This window comes from Pseudomonas sp. GW456-12-10-14-LB2 (assembly GCF_002884345.1).
Lineage (GTDB): Bacteria > Pseudomonadota > Gammaproteobacteria > Pseudomonadales > Pseudomonadaceae > Aquipseudomonas > Aquipseudomonas paraglycinae.
In genome coordinates, this window is record NZ_POHV01000068.1 from 1 (window position 1) to 15,009 (window position 15,009).

At 60.5% G+C, this 15,009-nt stretch carries 14 protein-coding genes and 1 pseudogene; 10 read left to right on the plus strand and 5 right to left on the minus strand.

Annotated elements, in window-relative coordinates; genetic code table 11:
- Positions 1 to 301, plus strand: a 301-nt coding sequence (locus C1X29_RS29550) for a hypothetical protein (protein WP_218275702.1), incomplete at its 5' end; no start/stop codon positions are given.
- Positions 302 to 548: 247 nt separating this feature from the next.
- Here the strand turns inward: C1X29_RS29550 and C1X29_RS27585 are convergent.
- From C1X29_RS27585 to C1X29_RS27595, 3 genes are all read right to left on the minus strand, one after another.
- Positions 549 to 917 (minus strand): DUF6124 family protein, encoded by a 369-nt coding sequence (locus tag C1X29_RS27585; RefSeq protein WP_102718893.1) that lies wholly within the window; start codon positions 915 to 917, stop codon positions 549 to 551.
- A 412-nt stretch (positions 918 to 1,329) separates the two neighbouring features.
- Positions 1,330 to 3,741, minus strand: coding sequence for a glucose/quinate/shikimate family membrane-bound PQQ-dependent dehydrogenase (locus C1X29_RS27590; protein WP_102718894.1), 2,412 nt, complete (start codon positions 3,739 to 3,741; stop codon positions 1,330 to 1,332).
- A gap of 136 nt (positions 3,742 to 3,877) precedes the next feature.
- Positions 3,878 to 5,239, minus strand: a complete 1,362-nt coding sequence (locus C1X29_RS27595) for a carbohydrate porin (protein WP_102718895.1) — start codon at positions 5,237 to 5,239, stop codon at positions 3,878 to 3,880.
- A 301-nt stretch (positions 5,240 to 5,540) separates the two neighbouring features.
- On the opposite strand from C1X29_RS27595, the gene C1X29_RS27600 reads away from it, so the two are divergent.
- Positions 5,541 to 5,771, plus strand: coding sequence for a VF530 family DNA-binding protein (locus C1X29_RS27600; protein WP_007956650.1), 231 nt, complete (start codon positions 5,541 to 5,543; stop codon positions 5,769 to 5,771).
- A gap of 1 nt (position 5,772) precedes the next feature.
- The gene (locus C1X29_RS27605) at positions 5,773 to 6,411 is read left to right on the plus strand and encodes a Pr6Pr family membrane protein (RefSeq protein WP_085745297.1); all 639 of its coding nucleotides are present in this window, start codon (positions 5,773 to 5,775) and stop codon (positions 6,409 to 6,411) included.
- A gap of 18 nt (positions 6,412 to 6,429) precedes the next feature.
- Here C1X29_RS27605 and C1X29_RS27610 read toward each other — a convergent pair whose 3' ends face one another.
- Together C1X29_RS27610 and C1X29_RS27615 are read right to left on the minus strand one after the other, a co-directional pair.
- Complete coding sequence (locus C1X29_RS27610) at positions 6,430 to 7,215, minus strand: siderophore-interacting protein (RefSeq protein WP_064383885.1); 786 nt, start codon at positions 7,213 to 7,215, stop codon at positions 6,430 to 6,432.
- Complete coding sequence (locus C1X29_RS27615) at positions 7,212 to 7,787, minus strand: PadR family transcriptional regulator (protein ID WP_102687184.1); 576 nt, start codon at positions 7,785 to 7,787, stop codon at positions 7,212 to 7,214. The genes C1X29_RS27610 and C1X29_RS27615 overlap by 4 nt, the downstream gene beginning before the upstream one ends.
- A 495-nt stretch (positions 7,788 to 8,282) precedes the next feature.
- Between C1X29_RS27615 and C1X29_RS27620 the strand changes: the two genes are divergently transcribed.
- From C1X29_RS27620 to C1X29_RS27650, 7 genes and pseudogenes are all read left to right on the plus strand, one after another.
- Positions 8,283 to 8,777, plus strand: a complete 495-nt coding sequence (locus C1X29_RS27620; RefSeq protein WP_102687185.1) for a CS1 type fimbrial major subunit — start codon at positions 8,283 to 8,285, stop codon at positions 8,775 to 8,777.
- A 109-nt stretch (positions 8,778 to 8,886) separates the two neighbouring features.
- Positions 8,887 to 11,409 (plus strand): CS1-pili formation C-terminal domain-containing protein, encoded by a 2,523-nt coding sequence (locus C1X29_RS27625; protein WP_102718896.1) that lies wholly within the window; start codon positions 8,887 to 8,889, stop codon positions 11,407 to 11,409.
- A 2-nt stretch (positions 11,410 to 11,411) separates the two neighbouring features.
- A complete protein-coding gene (locus C1X29_RS27630; RefSeq protein ID WP_306461042.1) occupies positions 11,412 to 12,629 on the plus strand; it encodes a hypothetical protein in 1,218 nt (405 codons plus the stop codon).
- 44 nt (positions 12,630 to 12,673) lie between these two features.
- Positions 12,674 to 13,417: a pilus assembly protein gene (locus C1X29_RS27635; protein ID WP_102718897.1), complete on the plus strand. Its 744-nt coding sequence runs from the start codon at positions 12,674 to 12,676 to the stop codon at positions 13,415 to 13,417.
- A gap of 32 nt (positions 13,418 to 13,449) precedes the next feature.
- Complete coding sequence (locus C1X29_RS27640; RefSeq protein WP_085745427.1) at positions 13,450 to 13,950, plus strand: CS1 type fimbrial major subunit; 501 nt, start codon at positions 13,450 to 13,452, stop codon at positions 13,948 to 13,950.
- 33 nt (positions 13,951 to 13,983) lie between these two features.
- Positions 13,984 to 14,487, plus strand: a complete 504-nt coding sequence (locus C1X29_RS27645; RefSeq protein ID WP_085745293.1) for a CS1 type fimbrial major subunit — start codon at positions 13,984 to 13,986, stop codon at positions 14,485 to 14,487.
- Positions 14,488 to 14,538: 51 nt separating this feature from the next.
- Positions 14,539 to 15,009: pseudogene (locus C1X29_RS27650) on the plus strand (hypothetical protein); the annotation flags it as partial.

The window sequence follows — 15,009 nt, forward strand, 5'->3', positions numbered from 1 at the left end:
GTGTTTCTGCTTGTGTGTTCAGGGTTTTGACAGGGTTTTGGGGTTGGGCTTGGCGGCCTTTGGGCCGGCCATGCTGCGGTTTTATCGAGTACATATCCGTTTCTTCGGGTGCGCCCGCTGGCGGTTTCGCCCTTACGGCGAGGCACTTTTTTCAAACGCCAAAAAAGTACCCAAAAAGGCTCGTCCCGGCGTTCGGCCCTCGCAGGCTCGGGTTCCTTCGCTCCGGCGTCCCTCCGGGGGCATCGACTTCGTCGATGAGTTCGGCTTCGCCAAACGGCGCTGCGCGCCAATCCCCGGATGAACACCTCCACTCAGCCTTCCGAAGGGACGGGTGGATCAAGATCAAGAGCTTTGTCGAGCTAACGCTCATCCTTGAGAGGTGTGGTTTGTGGGCTTTGCAAACTTGAGGTCGACTCGGACTTTCAGGTCGATGTACATCGATTGATCAACTCGGTCAGTCCCCTCTCCCTCCGGGAGAGGGCTAGGGTGAGGGCAGCGTCATGACTGACTCACCACAAGCCTGACTCCCGCAGAGACCTCATCAGCATTTATGCCGGATATCGACTGACCTCAACGTTATCCAGCACCCGATTCACCGCCAGTTCCGCCAGCATGATCACCTGCTGAATGCCCAGGATCCGGTGCCGCTGCGGCGTATCGACAAAAGCCGCTACATCACTGGCCATGACGCTTGCTGTAGCCAGGGACTCACAGGCATGGGCCAACAGGCTTTCATCGTCCATGTCTGGCGAGATCTGGAACATCTGGCTCGGTCGGCGGCCGGGGCATTTTTTTGGAATCGGATTGAAATGGTGGTCGAGCGCGCGTTCGGCGGCGTCGTGGAGTTTCTTTGAATCGGCGGATTCGTAGGGCGAGGTGTCGTTTGATTCGGGGGGACTGGGTGTTGGTTTTTTCATGGTGGAACTCCAAGTGACAAATTGAGCTACCACGAATCGCTGCGAAACGATGGAGGGTGGCAGCTGTGCGCGGGTTCGCAGACCGGATCACTCGGAAAACTCCGGCATACCCGAAGGTATCCCGCGCACAGCCACCATAAGCAAACGAAAAGTACCGAGGCACTTCAGTTTGGGGTGGCGATTATGCACCAAGTGAGTTGAGCGGACTGCGAAGCCCGTTCGCTGAATGTTTCAGCGACCCCCAAAGCCTATCCACCCCATTTCCGACCCACAACCGACGCGACATGTCAGAAACATCCCCCGCAAACACCCCGTCTGTAGGACATACACACCCTGTTTAAAAAACTGCAGCCCACAAAAAAAGGCGACGCCCCTCACAGGGCATCGCCTTTTTCCTTACCGCCGCTAAAACTTATTCCGGCAGTTTGTACGCAATCACATAATCACCCATCTTGGTGCCCAGCGAGCCGTGACCGCCCACCACGAGCAGGACGTATTGCTTGCCGTCCTTGCCGGTGTAGGTCATCGGGGTCGCTTGGCCGCCGGCAGGCAGACGCGATTTCCACAGTTCTTTACCGGTGTTCACGTCGTAGGCGCGCAGGTACTGGTCGAGGGTGCCGCTGAGGAAGCCGACGCCGCCGGCGGTGACGATCGAGCCGCCCATGCTTGGCACGCCCAGGGTGAAGCCGATCGGGATTGGCGAGCTGTCGCGGCTGGTGCCGTTTTTGCGTTTCCAGACGACTTTGCCGGTGGTCAGGTCGATACCGGCGACGTAGCCCCAGGCCGGGGCCTGGCACGGTACGCCCAGTGGCGACATGAACGGGTGCATGATCACCGCGTATGGCGCGCCGGTGTTGGGTTGCACGCCAGCGGTTTCGCTCTCGCGTTTGCTGCCGGCCGCGACTTGCTCGCGTGGCACCATTTTCGAGACGAAGGCCATGTAGTTCGGGCTGGTGAACAGCATCTGGCGAACCGGGTCGACCGAGACGCCGCCCCAGTTGAACACGCCGACATTACCCGGATAGATCAGGCTGCCCTGTTCCGACGGAGGCGTGTATTGGCCTTCGTAGCGCAGTTCCTTGAACTGGATGCGGCACAGCATCTGGTCGAACGGGCTGGCGCCCCACATGGCTTTTTCGGTCAGTTCCGGGGCCAGCAGGTTCAGGTCCGAACGGGCCTGGGTCGGGGCGGTGTGGTCGCCTTTCACGGCGCCTTGCGGAACCGGGATCTCGCGGATCGGGATGATCGGCGTGCCGTCGCGACGGTCGAGGACGTACAGGCTGCCCTGCTTGGTCGGGGCGATCAGCGCAGGTTTGATGCCATCGGCGGTTTTCATGTCCAGCAGGGTTGGCTGGCTGCCGACGTCCATGTCCCACAGGTCATGGTGGGTGAACTGGTAGTTCCAGCGGACTTTACCGGTGGCCAGGTCCAGAGCCACGACGCCGGCGCTGAATTTCTCGGCGCCCGGGGTGCGGTCGGCGCCCCACTGGTCCGGGGTCTGGTTGCCCAGTGGCAGGTAAACCATGCCGAGTTTTTCATCGACGCTGGCCAGCGACCACATGTTGGCCGAGTTGCGGCTGTAGGTTTCGCCCGGTGCCAAAGGCTCGGTGGCGTCCGGGTTGTTGCTGTCCCAGTTCCAGACGAGGTGACCGTCGCGTACGTCGTAGGCGCGGATCACGCCGGACGGTTCGTTGGTCGACTCGTTGTCGGTGACGTGACCGCCCATGATTACCAGATCACGGGTGATAGCGGCAGGCGAAGTCGAGTAGTAACCACCGGCGGTGAACGGGCCGATGCCCTGGGTCAGGTCAACCACACCGTTGGTGCCGAAGCCTTCGCAGATCTTGCCGGTGTCGGCGTTCAGTGCGATCAGGCGTGCATCGGCGGTCGGCAGGTACAGGCGACGCGGGCAGGCCTGGGCGACGGCTTTGCCGGCCTCGGAAATGACGGCGGAGGCTGCGTTTTCAGACTTGGCGTACGCGGCTTCGTCGTAGTACGACACGCCACGGCAAGTCATGTGGGCGAAGCCCTTGAAGCCGACCGGGCTCTTGATCTGCGGGTCGAAGCGCCACAGTTCCTTGCCGGTGTCCGGGTCCAGCGCCAGCACTTTGCTGTGGGCGGTGCAGGCGTAGAGCATGCCGTTGGCTTTGAGCGGGGTGTTTTCGTTGGTCAGCTCGACCGGGTCATCGGCGGTCGGCAGGTCGCCGGTCTGGATGCGCCAGGCTTCCTGCAGCTTGCCGACGTTGGCCGGGGTGATCTGCTTGAGTGGCGAGTAGCGGTCACCGAACTCGGTGCGGCCATAGGCCTGCCAGTCGCCATCAGGCATGGCTGGCGCGGTGCTGGTGGTGTCGGCTGTGTCGCGACCCAGTTCGCCAAAGATTTCGCCCGGGTGGGTGAAGAGGCTGGCCAGGGCGGTGACGCCGGCCAGAATCACAGCCACGGTCAGGCCGCCGGTGCCCATCGGCGCAGGGCCTGCGAGCAGCAGCGGACGACGGAACCACGGCAGCAGCATCACAAAGCCGAGGACAAACCACAGCGCCAGACGCGGCACCAGTTGCCACCAGTCCAGGCCGACTTCCCACAGCGCCCAGACGGTGCTGGCGAACAGCACGATGGCGTACAGGCCCAATGCTGCGCGGCGACGCATCAGCATCAGGATGCCGGTCAGCGTGATGCCGATACCGGCCAGCAGGTAATACAGCGAGCCGCCGAGCGTACTCAGCTTGATTCCCCCGGCCAGCATGGCCAGGCCCATCAGCAGAAGCAGAATGCCGAGCAGGTTCGGCAGAAGACGGCTTCGACTCGAAGCACCTTCAGTGCTCATAGTGTGGTTCTCCGTGACGTTTCAAGTAGTCCCGCGCTGTAGTCACTGTAGATGACGATCGGGCGCGGGCATGGTTCAGATAAAAACTTGTCTTGCTATCGAATTTCATCTGCAGGCCTGAGCGGCCTGCATTGGGTCAGAACGACGACTGGATCTTGATCCCGCCGATCAGCGCGTCGTCGACCTTGTCCACACCGCCCGGATGGCGGATGTATTGCAGGTTCGGGCGCACGGTCAGCCAGTTGGTGACGTGCACGCCGTAATAGAGTTCAGCGCTGTATTCGGTGTCCTGCGGCGGCAGGAAGGACGGATCGTCATAGTCGTAGACGGCGCGGGCCTGGTTGGTCGCCTCGGCGTTCTTGCGATAGGCCGGGTTGACGTGGACGCGGGCCAGGGCGAAACCGATGTCGTCCTTGGCGCGGGCGTCGAACAGGCCTTTGTAGACCACGCCGGCCTGGACGTAGTTGTCGATGGCGTTGGTTTTCTTGTCGTGCATCGTGCCGTTGGCGAACACGCTCAGACCACGGGAATTGTCGCTGGCGACGCTGGTGACCTGCTGCTGCACGCCGAGCCACACGCCGTGTTTGCTCGAAGCGCTGCGATAGGCTTCGCCGCTCAGCGCGGCCGGCTGGCCGTTGCTGTCTTTATAGGCGTCGGTGGCCTTGGCGTTGCTGTAGTAGTAACCGGCGCGGTATTCGCCTGGCAGGCCGTTGAGCTTGGGCTTCCACACCAGTTCGATCGGCAGGATCGCGCCTTGGGTGCCGCTGCCGCTGAGCTTGAAGCCGTTACCGCGATCGAGGTTCGACGGGTTCTGCTCGTAGGCGCCGACTTGCGCATACAGCTCCGGCGTCAGGTGATATTTGACGCGCAGCGCCCATTGGCTGACCGGCCAGTTGTACCAGATGCCGCCGACCCAGTTGCCGACTTGCGAGCCGCAGAACGCCAGGTTCTGGAAGTCGCACGGGAAGGTGTTGAAGTCTTCGCCTTCGCCGAAGCGGCCGACCTTGATATCGAGCTTCTGGTCGAAGAATTTCTGCTGGTACCACATCTGCGTCAGGCGGGTGGTCTGGCCACGGCCCCAGACTTCCTGGGCCGAGGTGAAGCCACCGACGCGCGGGTCGTTGATGCGGTCGTTGCTGATGTTGTTGCCGCTGCGCTTGGTCACGGTCAGCTGGAATTCAGCGTCGTTCCAGCCCAGCAGTTTTTGCAGGTCCAGATGAGTGCCGAGGCCCCATTGGTCGCTGTAGCGCGCGGTGCGGTCGTGGTCGTAGCCGCCGTGCAGGTTGCTGCCCATTTCGCCGGTGTAGTCGAGCTTGAAGTCGATACCTTTTGCCGCGAGTTCGTTGCGGGTGCCGTTCCAGTCACCGAGCATCCACGGTGATTCACTGTCGAAGGCCGGGGCGGCCTGGGTGCAGGTGGCGAGGCCAAGGGCGGTGCAGCCGCCGATCAGGCGCAGGGTAGAGATAGCGCTGTCTCGGGAGAACGGAAAATCGGGCATGAATTGGGTCTTTCTTGATCTTTTTTGGGGAATAAGCTGGCCGCTACGATTTGACGCAGGCAGTGAAGCGATTCAGCGGAAGGGCGGCAGGATAATGTCCTGTTACAAAAACACAAAGTGCTTTTGCAGACATGAACCCTTTCGGATTCGGTAACAGTGCGGCAATACAGCGCATTGCGGGCGTTGGCGCAGGCTGCGATCTTCTCCGGTTGGCCTACATTTAACCCAAGGCCTTCCACCCGCCCATGCCCTCGGCTAAGGTGCGCGGCTTCTGCATTTTCACTTCGCCCAAAGGCCCGGCATGAACGACCACAATCCCGATCCGCTGCACGGCGTGACCCTCGAACAGATCCTCAATGCACTGGTGACCCACTACGAATGGTCGGGCTTGGCCGAGCGCATCGACATCCGTTGCTTCAAGAGCGATCCGACCATCAAGTCGAGCCTGACCTTTTTGCGCAAGACGCCATGGGCGCGGGAGAAAGTCGAGCGGCTGTACGTGAAACTGATGCGCACCAAGCGACCGCTCTGAGATGGACGCCGTATGGCGGCGACGCCTGATTACTTCGGCCGCGGTGCTGGGCTGGGCCGGGCTGGGGATTCAGCTGTACCTGATTTTCTTCGCCCGGCTGAGCGTCGGCGCCAGTCTGCTGGGCGGGCTGGTGAGTTTCTTCAGTTACTTCACCGTGCTCACCAATACCCTGGTGGCGGTGGTGCTGACCTGCGCGGTGACCGATCATGAATCCGCTGCACGACGCTGGTTTCTGCAGCCCTGGGTCAGTAGCGGGATTGCCGTGAGCATTGCGGTGGTGGGCCTGGCCTACAGCATTCTGCTGCGACATCTGTGGCACCCGCAGGGCTGGCAGTTTATCGCTGACGAATTGCTCCACGACGTGATGCCGCTGCTGTTTCTGGCTTATTGGTGGCTGTGTGTGCCGAAGGGCACTTTGCGTCTGAAGCACCTGCCGCTGTGGCTGATCTATCCGCTGGTGTACTTCGCCTATGCGCTGCTGCGCGGGCATTTGCTGGGGGCTTACGCCTATCCGTTCATTGACGTGGCGCTGCTGGGTTATCCACAGGTGTTCATCAATGCCGGGGGGATTCTGCTGGGGTTTGTGCTGATTGCGTTGCTGGTGATCGGGATTGATCGCTGGCAGGGGCGGCGCCTTTAGCAGCGCCGCCGCTCGTATTCACTCTTCTTCGGAGCCTTCGGCGCGCCAGTAACCGACCGCTTTGACGAACTTCTCGTCGAGTCCGTGCTCATCGAGCAGCACCCGACGGATCTGCCGCGAAACCTTGGTCTCGGTCGCCACCCACGCATACAGATTGCCCTTGGGCACCTGCAATTGTTTGACGGTCGTCAGCAGGTTGTCCTTGCCGCCCTCGCGCAGTACCCAGATCACATTGACCTGCGCCGCGCTTTCCAGGGTTTGCTGCTCCTTGCCGTTTTCCACTTCGATCACTACCAGCGCCTTGCGATTGGCCGCCAGGCCTTCGAGGCGGCGGGCGATGGCGGGCAGGGCGGTTTCGTCGCCGATCAGCAGGTAGCTGTCGAAAATGTCCGGCACGATCATCGAGCCACGCGGGCCGCCGATGTGCAGGAACTGCCCCGGTTTGGCCTGCTCGGCCCAGGTCGAGGCAGGGCCGTCGCCGTGCAGGACGAAATCGATGTCCAGCTCTAGCTTGTCGAGGTCGTAGCGGCGCGGAGTGTAGTCACGCATTTCGGGCATCGGCACATCGCTCTTGCCGGCGCCGAGCACCAGGGTTTCCAGTGCCGCGGCCTGTTCGGCGTTCTGCGGAAACAGCAGTTTGACGTGATCGTCGGTGCCGAGGCTGATGAAGCCTGCAAGCTCCGGCCCGCCGAGGGTGATGCGGCGCATGCGCGGAGTCAGGTCGACCACTCGCAGCACTTCCAGGCGGCGACGTTTGATTTCATGCATGACGCGGTGAATGGTTTGGGTATCGACTGCGGTCATTCGACTTTCTCCGGGGCAGATTGAACGGCGGGGCCGTCGACGATGGCTTTGGCGGTGTCATTGAGCAGGTCGCGTACGCGCAGGATTTCTTCCGGGCTCCAGCGTCCGTGGTGCATTTGCAGGGCATGACGCAGGTTGTGCACCGCTTCATGAATTTCCGGCGGCCGGTCGTGGCCGCGCAGCGAGCGCTTGCTGACGTCGATGCGCATCCGCACGCCGTCCAGCGCCACCGCCTGTTCGCTGAGGGATTGGCGGCCGGCATCGGTCACCGCGTAGCGCTTTTTGCCGCCCTCGGCATCGCCGGTGATCATTTCGCTTTCTTCGAGAAATGTCAGGGTCGGGTAGATCACGCCGGGGCTGGGGCTGTAGGCGCCGTCGAACATGGTTTCGATCTGGCGAATCAGGTCATAGCCGTGGCACGGCTGTTCGGCGATCAGGGCCAGCAACAGCAATTTCAGATCGCCCGGGGCGAATACCCGCGGGCCGCGACCGCCGCGCTCGCGGCCGTGGCGTTTTTCGAAGCCGTCACGGCTGTCGCCGTGGTCGCGGTGGGGGGAATGATGGTCTCTCATTTCAGTCTTCTCTCGTCGTGTTTAGATACAACTTAAGATATATCTTTACGGCTGGGCAAGAGCTTTTTGCCGCAGAGCTGACGAGTGGTCAGCGGTGAGCAAGGCGCGCTGACGGAGGAACCGCCCTACCTGGTTGATCGAGACAGGAATAACCGGAAAGTTAAAGCTATCACTCTATTAATACTTGAGCGTATATTCTAAAAAGATTAGAAAGTGCTGGCTGGTATTGTCGAAACTGCTGTAACGGTTTTTGTAAATAACTGTAGGTAGGGAATGCCTTACAGTTACTTTTGTATATTCTGATTTTTTGATGTTTTTTCTTTCATGTTGCGAGGTTGTTTAACTACAAGTTCGTGGGAAGTTGCCTGCTTACATTCTTGAGACAAGGGTTGATCATGCCCCGGCATTGAACTTCCATGTTTTCGGTACTTATCGACCGGTATGACGTGAACTTCAATGTTTCGATTCCCTTAAAAAGAAAACAGGTACTGACCGATGTTCAAGAAAATCGCAATCACCGCTTCTCTCGCTGCCCTGGCCCTGAGCTCGTCCGCGGTCTTTGCCGCCGGTGAAGCCCGTCACTCCATCAGCCTGATCGCCCACGTACCGACCAACGGTTTCTACGTGGTGCCGACCGACTCCGATCTGGTCAACAAGGATCAGGACATGAGCTTCCAGCCAAGCACCGGCAAGATGCGTGAAGTCAATGGTTTCTTCGACGTGCGCAATAACAACGGCTCGGTTCATGCCAGCCTGGAAAGCCAGCCAAAACTGATCGCCGGCAACACCGCCATCGACCTGCAAGTGCTGTTCAACAACAAGGAACTGACCCTGACCCCGCAAATGGTTGTGGGCGAGTCGGAATCCGACGTCAACTTCCGCGCACCCCTGAAGATCAGTGCCAAGGGCAGCAACTTCCAGCCGGGTGATTACACCGGTGTTGTCGCCATGACCTTCGACGCCGTGCCGCCGATCGGTGGTGGCAAGTAATCGGTTGATCCGCACTCAACGCAGCTTGCCAGAGTCGCGTTCCCCGGCGGGATAAACAGCCTTGTCTGTCCCGCCGGACTTCAACTTTTGTAAATCAGAGTACGAGTTCATGTTCCCGATGACACCCATCGCGGCTGCGCTTGCGCTGTTGTTTTGTGCCAGCGCAGCGGCCGCTTCCGAACCCGCCGGCACGACTCCGCGCAGTCTGTTGGCGCAGGCCAAAGGTTTGCCGGCGGATTTCGAAGAGCACTTTTTCGATGTGCCGCTGGCGGTGCGGGTCGAGCTCGATCAGCAACCGCTGGGGGAGGCCATGGTGGTGTTGTCCCGTGATGATCGCGTGACCTTGCTGGAATTCACCGACACCAGCGAAAACCGCTACACCCCCGCCGAACGCGAAAAGTGGGCGGCCTATCTCAAACCCGGCGTGCCGTTGGGCGCGTGTACCGGTTCCTGCCCCGATCAGGTGCTGGCGGTGCATTACAACCTGGAAAATTCGTTGCTCTCGATTCTCACCGAGAACGCCGAGCGTGACCTGGAAACCAAGCGTTTCTATGATCAACCCGAAGGTGGCAGCAGCGGACTGATGGTGCGCAACCAGCTCAACCTCAATGGCGGCAAGGATCAGGATCTGGGCGGGCGTTTCGGCCTTGAAGCCAGCGGCAGCCTGGGCAACTGGAGCCAGACCTTCAACATGCAAATGGCTCGCCTCGGCGGCCCGGACGAGAAGCTCTATCACGCCGTCCACGAGCTCTACACCCAGCGCGAACTGCAAGGCAATTTCTTCCGCCTGGGCTACTTCACCCCCAATTCCGAAGGGCTGACCCGCCAACCGCGCACGTTTGGCACCAGCCCTGATACCGCCGTCGGCGTGATGTACGGCAGCTCCGACAGCCTGGCTATCAACAACGCCGCGCCCAGCGTCTACCCGATCTACGTCACCGCCAATCGCCAAGGCTCGGTGGAGATCTGGCGCGATGGTCTGCTGATCAACACTCAATCGATACCCGCCGGTTTGCAGACCCTCGACACCCGGCCGCTGCCCGGCGGTATTTACGAGGTGGAAGTACGGCTGATCGAAGACGGCCAGATCACGTCCAGCACCCAGGAGTTGGTGTACAAGCCCAGCAACTGGCGCAACCTCGACGAGCGCTGGCGCTACAACCTGTTTGCCGGCGAAGAAAAGAAACTGCTGAGCAACTGGGACCAACAATCCAGCGGTAGTCCTACCGCCGGTGCCTCGCTCAACTATCTGTTGCACCCGCGAGTCATCCTTGGCCTGTCGGCACGGCAGATCCGCGAAAAGCTGCAATACGGCACGTCCATCGACTGGACCCTGGCCAATCACATCAGCCTGTATGCCAACGTCTACAAGACCGAGGATCACGGCACCGGTCTGGATTTGCAGAGCCTGTACAACTACGGTTCCGGCAGCCTGGTGATCAGCCACAACCGCAGCTGGCTCGACACCACCGACCAGTACGAAACCCTGCCGGACGGCACCCGGGTGCGCCAGCGCAATGTGTTTATCGGCGAAACCAGCAACTCGTCGCTGGCGCTCAACCACCGGCTCAACAGTCGCAATTCGCTGAATGCACGGGTCTCCCACAGCGAGGGCAATGTTGAAGGCGTCGGCGTGGATCTGGGCTGGACCCGGCGCAGCGAGCTGTTCGGCAATGACGCCAACTGGCGTCTGTCCTTGTTCGACCGGCCGGGCAGTTTCAGTAGCGGCGACGCGCGTAACCGCGGGGTCGATTTGAGCCTCAACATGGCGCTGGGCGCCCCCGGCGAGCAGATCACCGGCAGCATCGGTTCGCGCACCGACCGCGATGGCGGCCGCGACAATAACGCCTCCATCGGCTGGCGCAAGGACCTCAAAGGCCACGTGCTGCAGAACGTCTCGGTCACCGCGCTGACCGACACCTACGGCATCGGTGCTTCGGGCCTGGCCAACTTTCGCACCGATACGGTCAACGGCGACGGCTTCATCCAGCGCTCGTCCTACAACGGCAATTTCACCGGCGGTCTCAACCTCGACAGCACACTGGTGGTCGGCGGCCAGCAGATGCTCATGACCAGCGAGTACGAAATGCGCGGGGCGGGGATGATCGTCGATGTCGAGTCGGATATCGAAGGTATTGCCTTGCGCGCCGACGACTTCAGCGGTGGCAGCGCCGCGCTGAAACCGGGGCGCAACTTCATCCCGATCACTGCCTATCAGAACAGCTCGGTGAGCTTCGACTTCGAGGGCAACAACGTGCCCGCCGCCACCATCGAACCGGCGCGCACCCGTTACCACCTGAACAAGGGCGGCGTGGACTACCGCAAGATCCGCGTGATGAAAACCCTGACCGTGCTCGGACGGCTGGTCAACGAACAGGGCCAGCCGCTCAAGGGGCATCACGTGATCAACCACGCCAGTCGTGGGGTCACCGAAGTCGACGGCTTCTTCTCGATGGAAATGAACGCCGGTTCGCCAACCCTCGAGGTGCGCCAGGATAACCGCCTGCTGTGCCAGTTCCGCCTCGACGCCGATCAGCATCGCAGCGAAAACAACGTGTTGATGATCGGGGATCTGCGCTGCACGCCGGACACCCTGGCCGATACAACCATTACCGATCAGAAGGCGGGCTGAGCGTGAAAAAGCTGACCAGATATTTGAGCTTGTTCGTTGCGCTGAGCCTGCCGCCGGTCGAAGCGGCAAATCAGGAAATCCGCGCGCTGTTTCAGCCGGATCCGACACAGCCAAGCAAGAACGTCTTCATCAACAAGACGCCGAACAGCGGTTATTGCGCAGATTACCCGGACGAGTGCGCCCATCAGGGCATGTTCAGTCTCCGGGTACCGATCTGCTTCTCGACGTTCACGCCTATGTTTTCGACCAATGGCGTGTGGGTGAAGGTGCCCGCGGATTGGCGAGTCGTGAATGTCATCAATCAGCAGACTCAGCAGACTCATCCGGTGGAGGTTCGGATCAGCGGGATCGGTTCGCGATATCGCTTGAGCAAGCCTGTCACCGAACTCACGGGCGAGCCAAACGAAGCGGAGGCGCATCGTAAATTGTGGGTGGGCAGTTCGTGGGTTTATGCCGCGCCTCCATGCGAATACAGCGGAGTCGGCTTTCCGGGCGCCACCACTTACCAGTTTTTCTGGAAGACCCCGGTGCTGGGCAGCTGTAACAAGGTGGCACTCTTCGACATCGGGCATATGGAATTCGAGTATCTGGATATCGCCTACGAATTGCGTACTCCCAATCCGTTGAGCATGGCGACCGGTGTGTACACCGGTTCACTGCCCTACAGCGTCGGCCCCGGCAGCGCGGATTTCAACATGGGGCCTTTCTTTCGGGCGGATGACGCCAACCTGACTCTGGATTTTGTGCTTGATGTGCAGCACGAACTGAAAGTCAGCCTGCCACCGGGCGGCGACAAGGTCACCATGGAGCCGCCCGGCGGCTGGCGCAGCTGGATCGAAACGGGGCGTATGCCCACCGATATCTATCGCGATCAACTGTTTCACATATCGGCCTCGTCGCGCTTCAAGGTGATGATGATCTGTAACTCACTGGGTGGGTCTGAATGCGGCATTGGCAACAATGAAGTGGGCTTCTCCAAGTTTGAGGTCAGGCTCACGCTACCCGCAGGCATCGTCGGTCCGGGTAACAGTGACGGCTGGTCCGGAACGTTGATGCACAACACCTGGCTCGGTCCGTTCGAGCCCACCCGCTACGTCGATCGCAAACCCGGCAACCTGCGCTTTCAGATTCCGCGGCGTTGGATCGAATCCCTGCTCAAGCCCGGCATGAACGGCACGCTTTGGGGCAACGTCACCGTCATTTTCGACTCGGAAGTATGAAACTCCGGGGCAGGTCATTTTTCATTTTCATGAGGTTGAGCTCCATGACTCGAATGTTTTTGCTGTTGCTGTCCGGGATGTTCTGCATGACGGCCCATGGCGGGCCACAGATCAATGTCGGCACGGTGTACGACTATCTCGACGGCGACAAAAGTACCTATCTCAAACGGGTCTTCAACAGCGGTGACAGCACCGCGTTCGTCAAGATCAACGTGCTGGAAATCGTTTATGACGCCGATGGCAAGCCGCAGGAAATTCCCGTCGCCAATGCGGCTGACGGCGCTTCGCGCAACGGCGTGATGGCCAGCCCGGCGCGCTTGATCGTACCGGCGCAGGGCGTTCAGGGCACGCGCTTGCTGTACATGGGAGAGCGGGATCGCGAGCGCTATTTCCGGGTGCGCTTCGTGCCGGTGGTGCCGGAAAAGGAAGATGAGTTCGTGGTGTCCCAGGATGAACGCGAAGACTACAAAAAGTCGCTGTCGGCCGGGGTCAACGTCATGACGGGCTTCGGCATCGTGTTCTTCGTGCGGCCCAAAGATGCGCGTTTCGCCACGGTGATCAACGACAGCCCGGAGCGTTACGAGATCCGCAACGACGGCAACACGGTGATGGTGGTCGACGAGTTCAAGAACTGTTCGCTGAGCGATGAAAGCGATTGCGGCGCGACTACCAAACATCACGTCATGGCTGGCAAAAGCTTCGCATTCGACAAGGAAGCCGGTCGCGAATACCGCTTCAAACTGGTTGAAGGCGATAACAAGAAAGACCTCAGGGTGGCTCGCCGCTAAGGCCTGCACCAATGACGCGCCAGGTATCGATCATGAACAAGCAATGCGCCATCGCCGCGCTGATGGCTTTAACCGCACTGACAAGTGTCCCGGGCTGGGCGGCTCGGGAGGAGTTGAACTTCGAGGTGTTTCTGACCATTCCCAGTCGCACCTTTTACGTCATTCCGGCAGAGTCCGACTGGATTCACCGCCCGCAGCGGTTGCTCTGGGACTACAACACATCGACCTTGCGTGGCTTGCGCAAGTCGTTCGACGTGCGCCACGACAGCAGTGCCATCGAAGCGCGTCTGGAACGTACGGGCTCGATGTCCAACGGCCGGACGGGCGAGGAGATTCTGTTGCATGTGAAATTCAACGGTGTGGTGTTGAGTCAGGACACCCGCCCGCGTGAAGTGCTGTCACAGGCCGAGGCGGCAGCGGGCAAGCGGGTTTTGCTGGAAATCGACCCGATCAAACCGCTCGGCGGATTCAAACCGGGGGAGTACGACGGCACGGTGATGTTGTTGTTCAACGCCCGGGCACCGGGAAGTTGATCGCGCACCGTCATCCACGCAGAGGTTCCTGAGATGATCAAGCAAGTCGCTATCGCGCTGTGCCTGGGCCTGCCGGCGTCGGTTCATCCGGCAGTGTTCGCCGCCCAGGAAAAACATACTTTCGAGGTGTCGGTAGACATCCCGACCCTGGGTTTCTACGTGATTCCCAGCGAAGCCGACTGGATTCATCGCGAGCAGACCCTGCCATGGGATATCCACAGCTCGACGTTGCTCGGATTGCGCAAGAGCTTCGATGTGAAAACCGACGGCAGTGCCATTGAAGCGCGGCTCGAGAGTTTCCCTTACCTGACCGCCGGTGGCGATTCACGCGACAACATCGTGTTGCATGTCAGTTTCAACGGCAAGGAACTCACTCAGGACCCGACGCCCCGGCAGGTGGTGTCGGCCGAGGAAGCAATGGCGGGCAGTCGCGTGCAACTGGAAATCGTCCCCCGCGAGCAACCGGGCGGCTACAAGCCGGGTGAATACAACGGCACCGTCAATATCGTGTTCAACGTGGCGGCGCCGACAGGATGAACTGCGCACGCCGGACAAGGACAACCGACCTGACAGGCAAGGAAACAGCCAATGGTTTCAGCTGTACGCAAGTGCTCAAGGATCAGTGCGTTTTGCTTTTGCGGGAGTATTTTTTCCGCGCCAGCGCTGGCAATCACTCAGGAGATTCGCGCCACCTACGTTCCCGATCCCGCCAACCCGCAGAGCAACGCATTCATCAACCAGACGCCGCAGAGCGGCTACTGCGGCCAATACCCCAATGACTGCCGACGCTATAACCTGATGGGGGTTTCGCTGCCGCTGCGCTTCACCTCGGTGCAGGCCATTCGGCCGGAAAGCGCCGAGCGCGATGGCGCGATGTTCAGGATGCCGGCGCAGTGGCGTGGCCTGACGGTGCGCAATATCGTCACCGGTGAAGCCGAGACGGTAGAGGTGCGGATCGGCGGATTTGGCTCGCGTTATGTCCTTAGCGATACGGCAAGTAACCTGACCGGTGTCTCGGGCGAATATGAGTCACATAACGCGCTTTGGGTCGGGAGGGGG

Coding starts and splice junctions, on each gene's coding strand:
- C1X29_RS27585 (WP_102718893.1), bottom strand. CDS start 917: ATGAAAAAACCAACACCCAGTCCCCCCGAATCAAACGACACCTCGCCC.
- C1X29_RS27590 (WP_102718894.1), bottom strand. CDS start 3,741: ATGAGCACTGAAGGTGCTTCGAGTCGAAGCCGTCTTCTGCCGAACCTG.
- C1X29_RS27595 (WP_102718895.1), bottom strand. CDS start 5,239: ATGCCCGATTTTCCGTTCTCCCGAGACAGCGCTATCTCTACCCTGCGC.
- C1X29_RS27600 (WP_007956650.1), top strand. CDS start 5,541: ATGAACGACCACAATCCCGATCCGCTGCACGGCGTGACCCTCGAACAG.
- C1X29_RS27605 (WP_085745297.1), top strand. CDS start 5,773: ATGGACGCCGTATGGCGGCGACGCCTGATTACTTCGGCCGCGGTGCTG.
- C1X29_RS27610 (WP_064383885.1), bottom strand. CDS start 7,215: ATGACCGCAGTCGATACCCAAACCATTCACCGCGTCATGCATGAAATC.
- C1X29_RS27615 (WP_102687184.1), bottom strand. CDS start 7,787: ATGAGAGACCATCATTCCCCCCACCGCGACCACGGCGACAGCCGTGAC.
- C1X29_RS27620 (WP_102687185.1), top strand. CDS start 8,283: ATGTTCAAGAAAATCGCAATCACCGCTTCTCTCGCTGCCCTGGCCCTG.
- C1X29_RS27625 (WP_102718896.1), top strand. CDS start 8,887: ATGTTCCCGATGACACCCATCGCGGCTGCGCTTGCGCTGTTGTTTTGT.
- C1X29_RS27635 (WP_102718897.1), top strand. CDS start 12,674: ATGACTCGAATGTTTTTGCTGTTGCTGTCCGGGATGTTCTGCATGACG.
- C1X29_RS27640 (WP_085745427.1), top strand. CDS start 13,450: ATGAACAAGCAATGCGCCATCGCCGCGCTGATGGCTTTAACCGCACTG.
- C1X29_RS27645 (WP_085745293.1), top strand. CDS start 13,984: ATGATCAAGCAAGTCGCTATCGCGCTGTGCCTGGGCCTGCCGGCGTCG.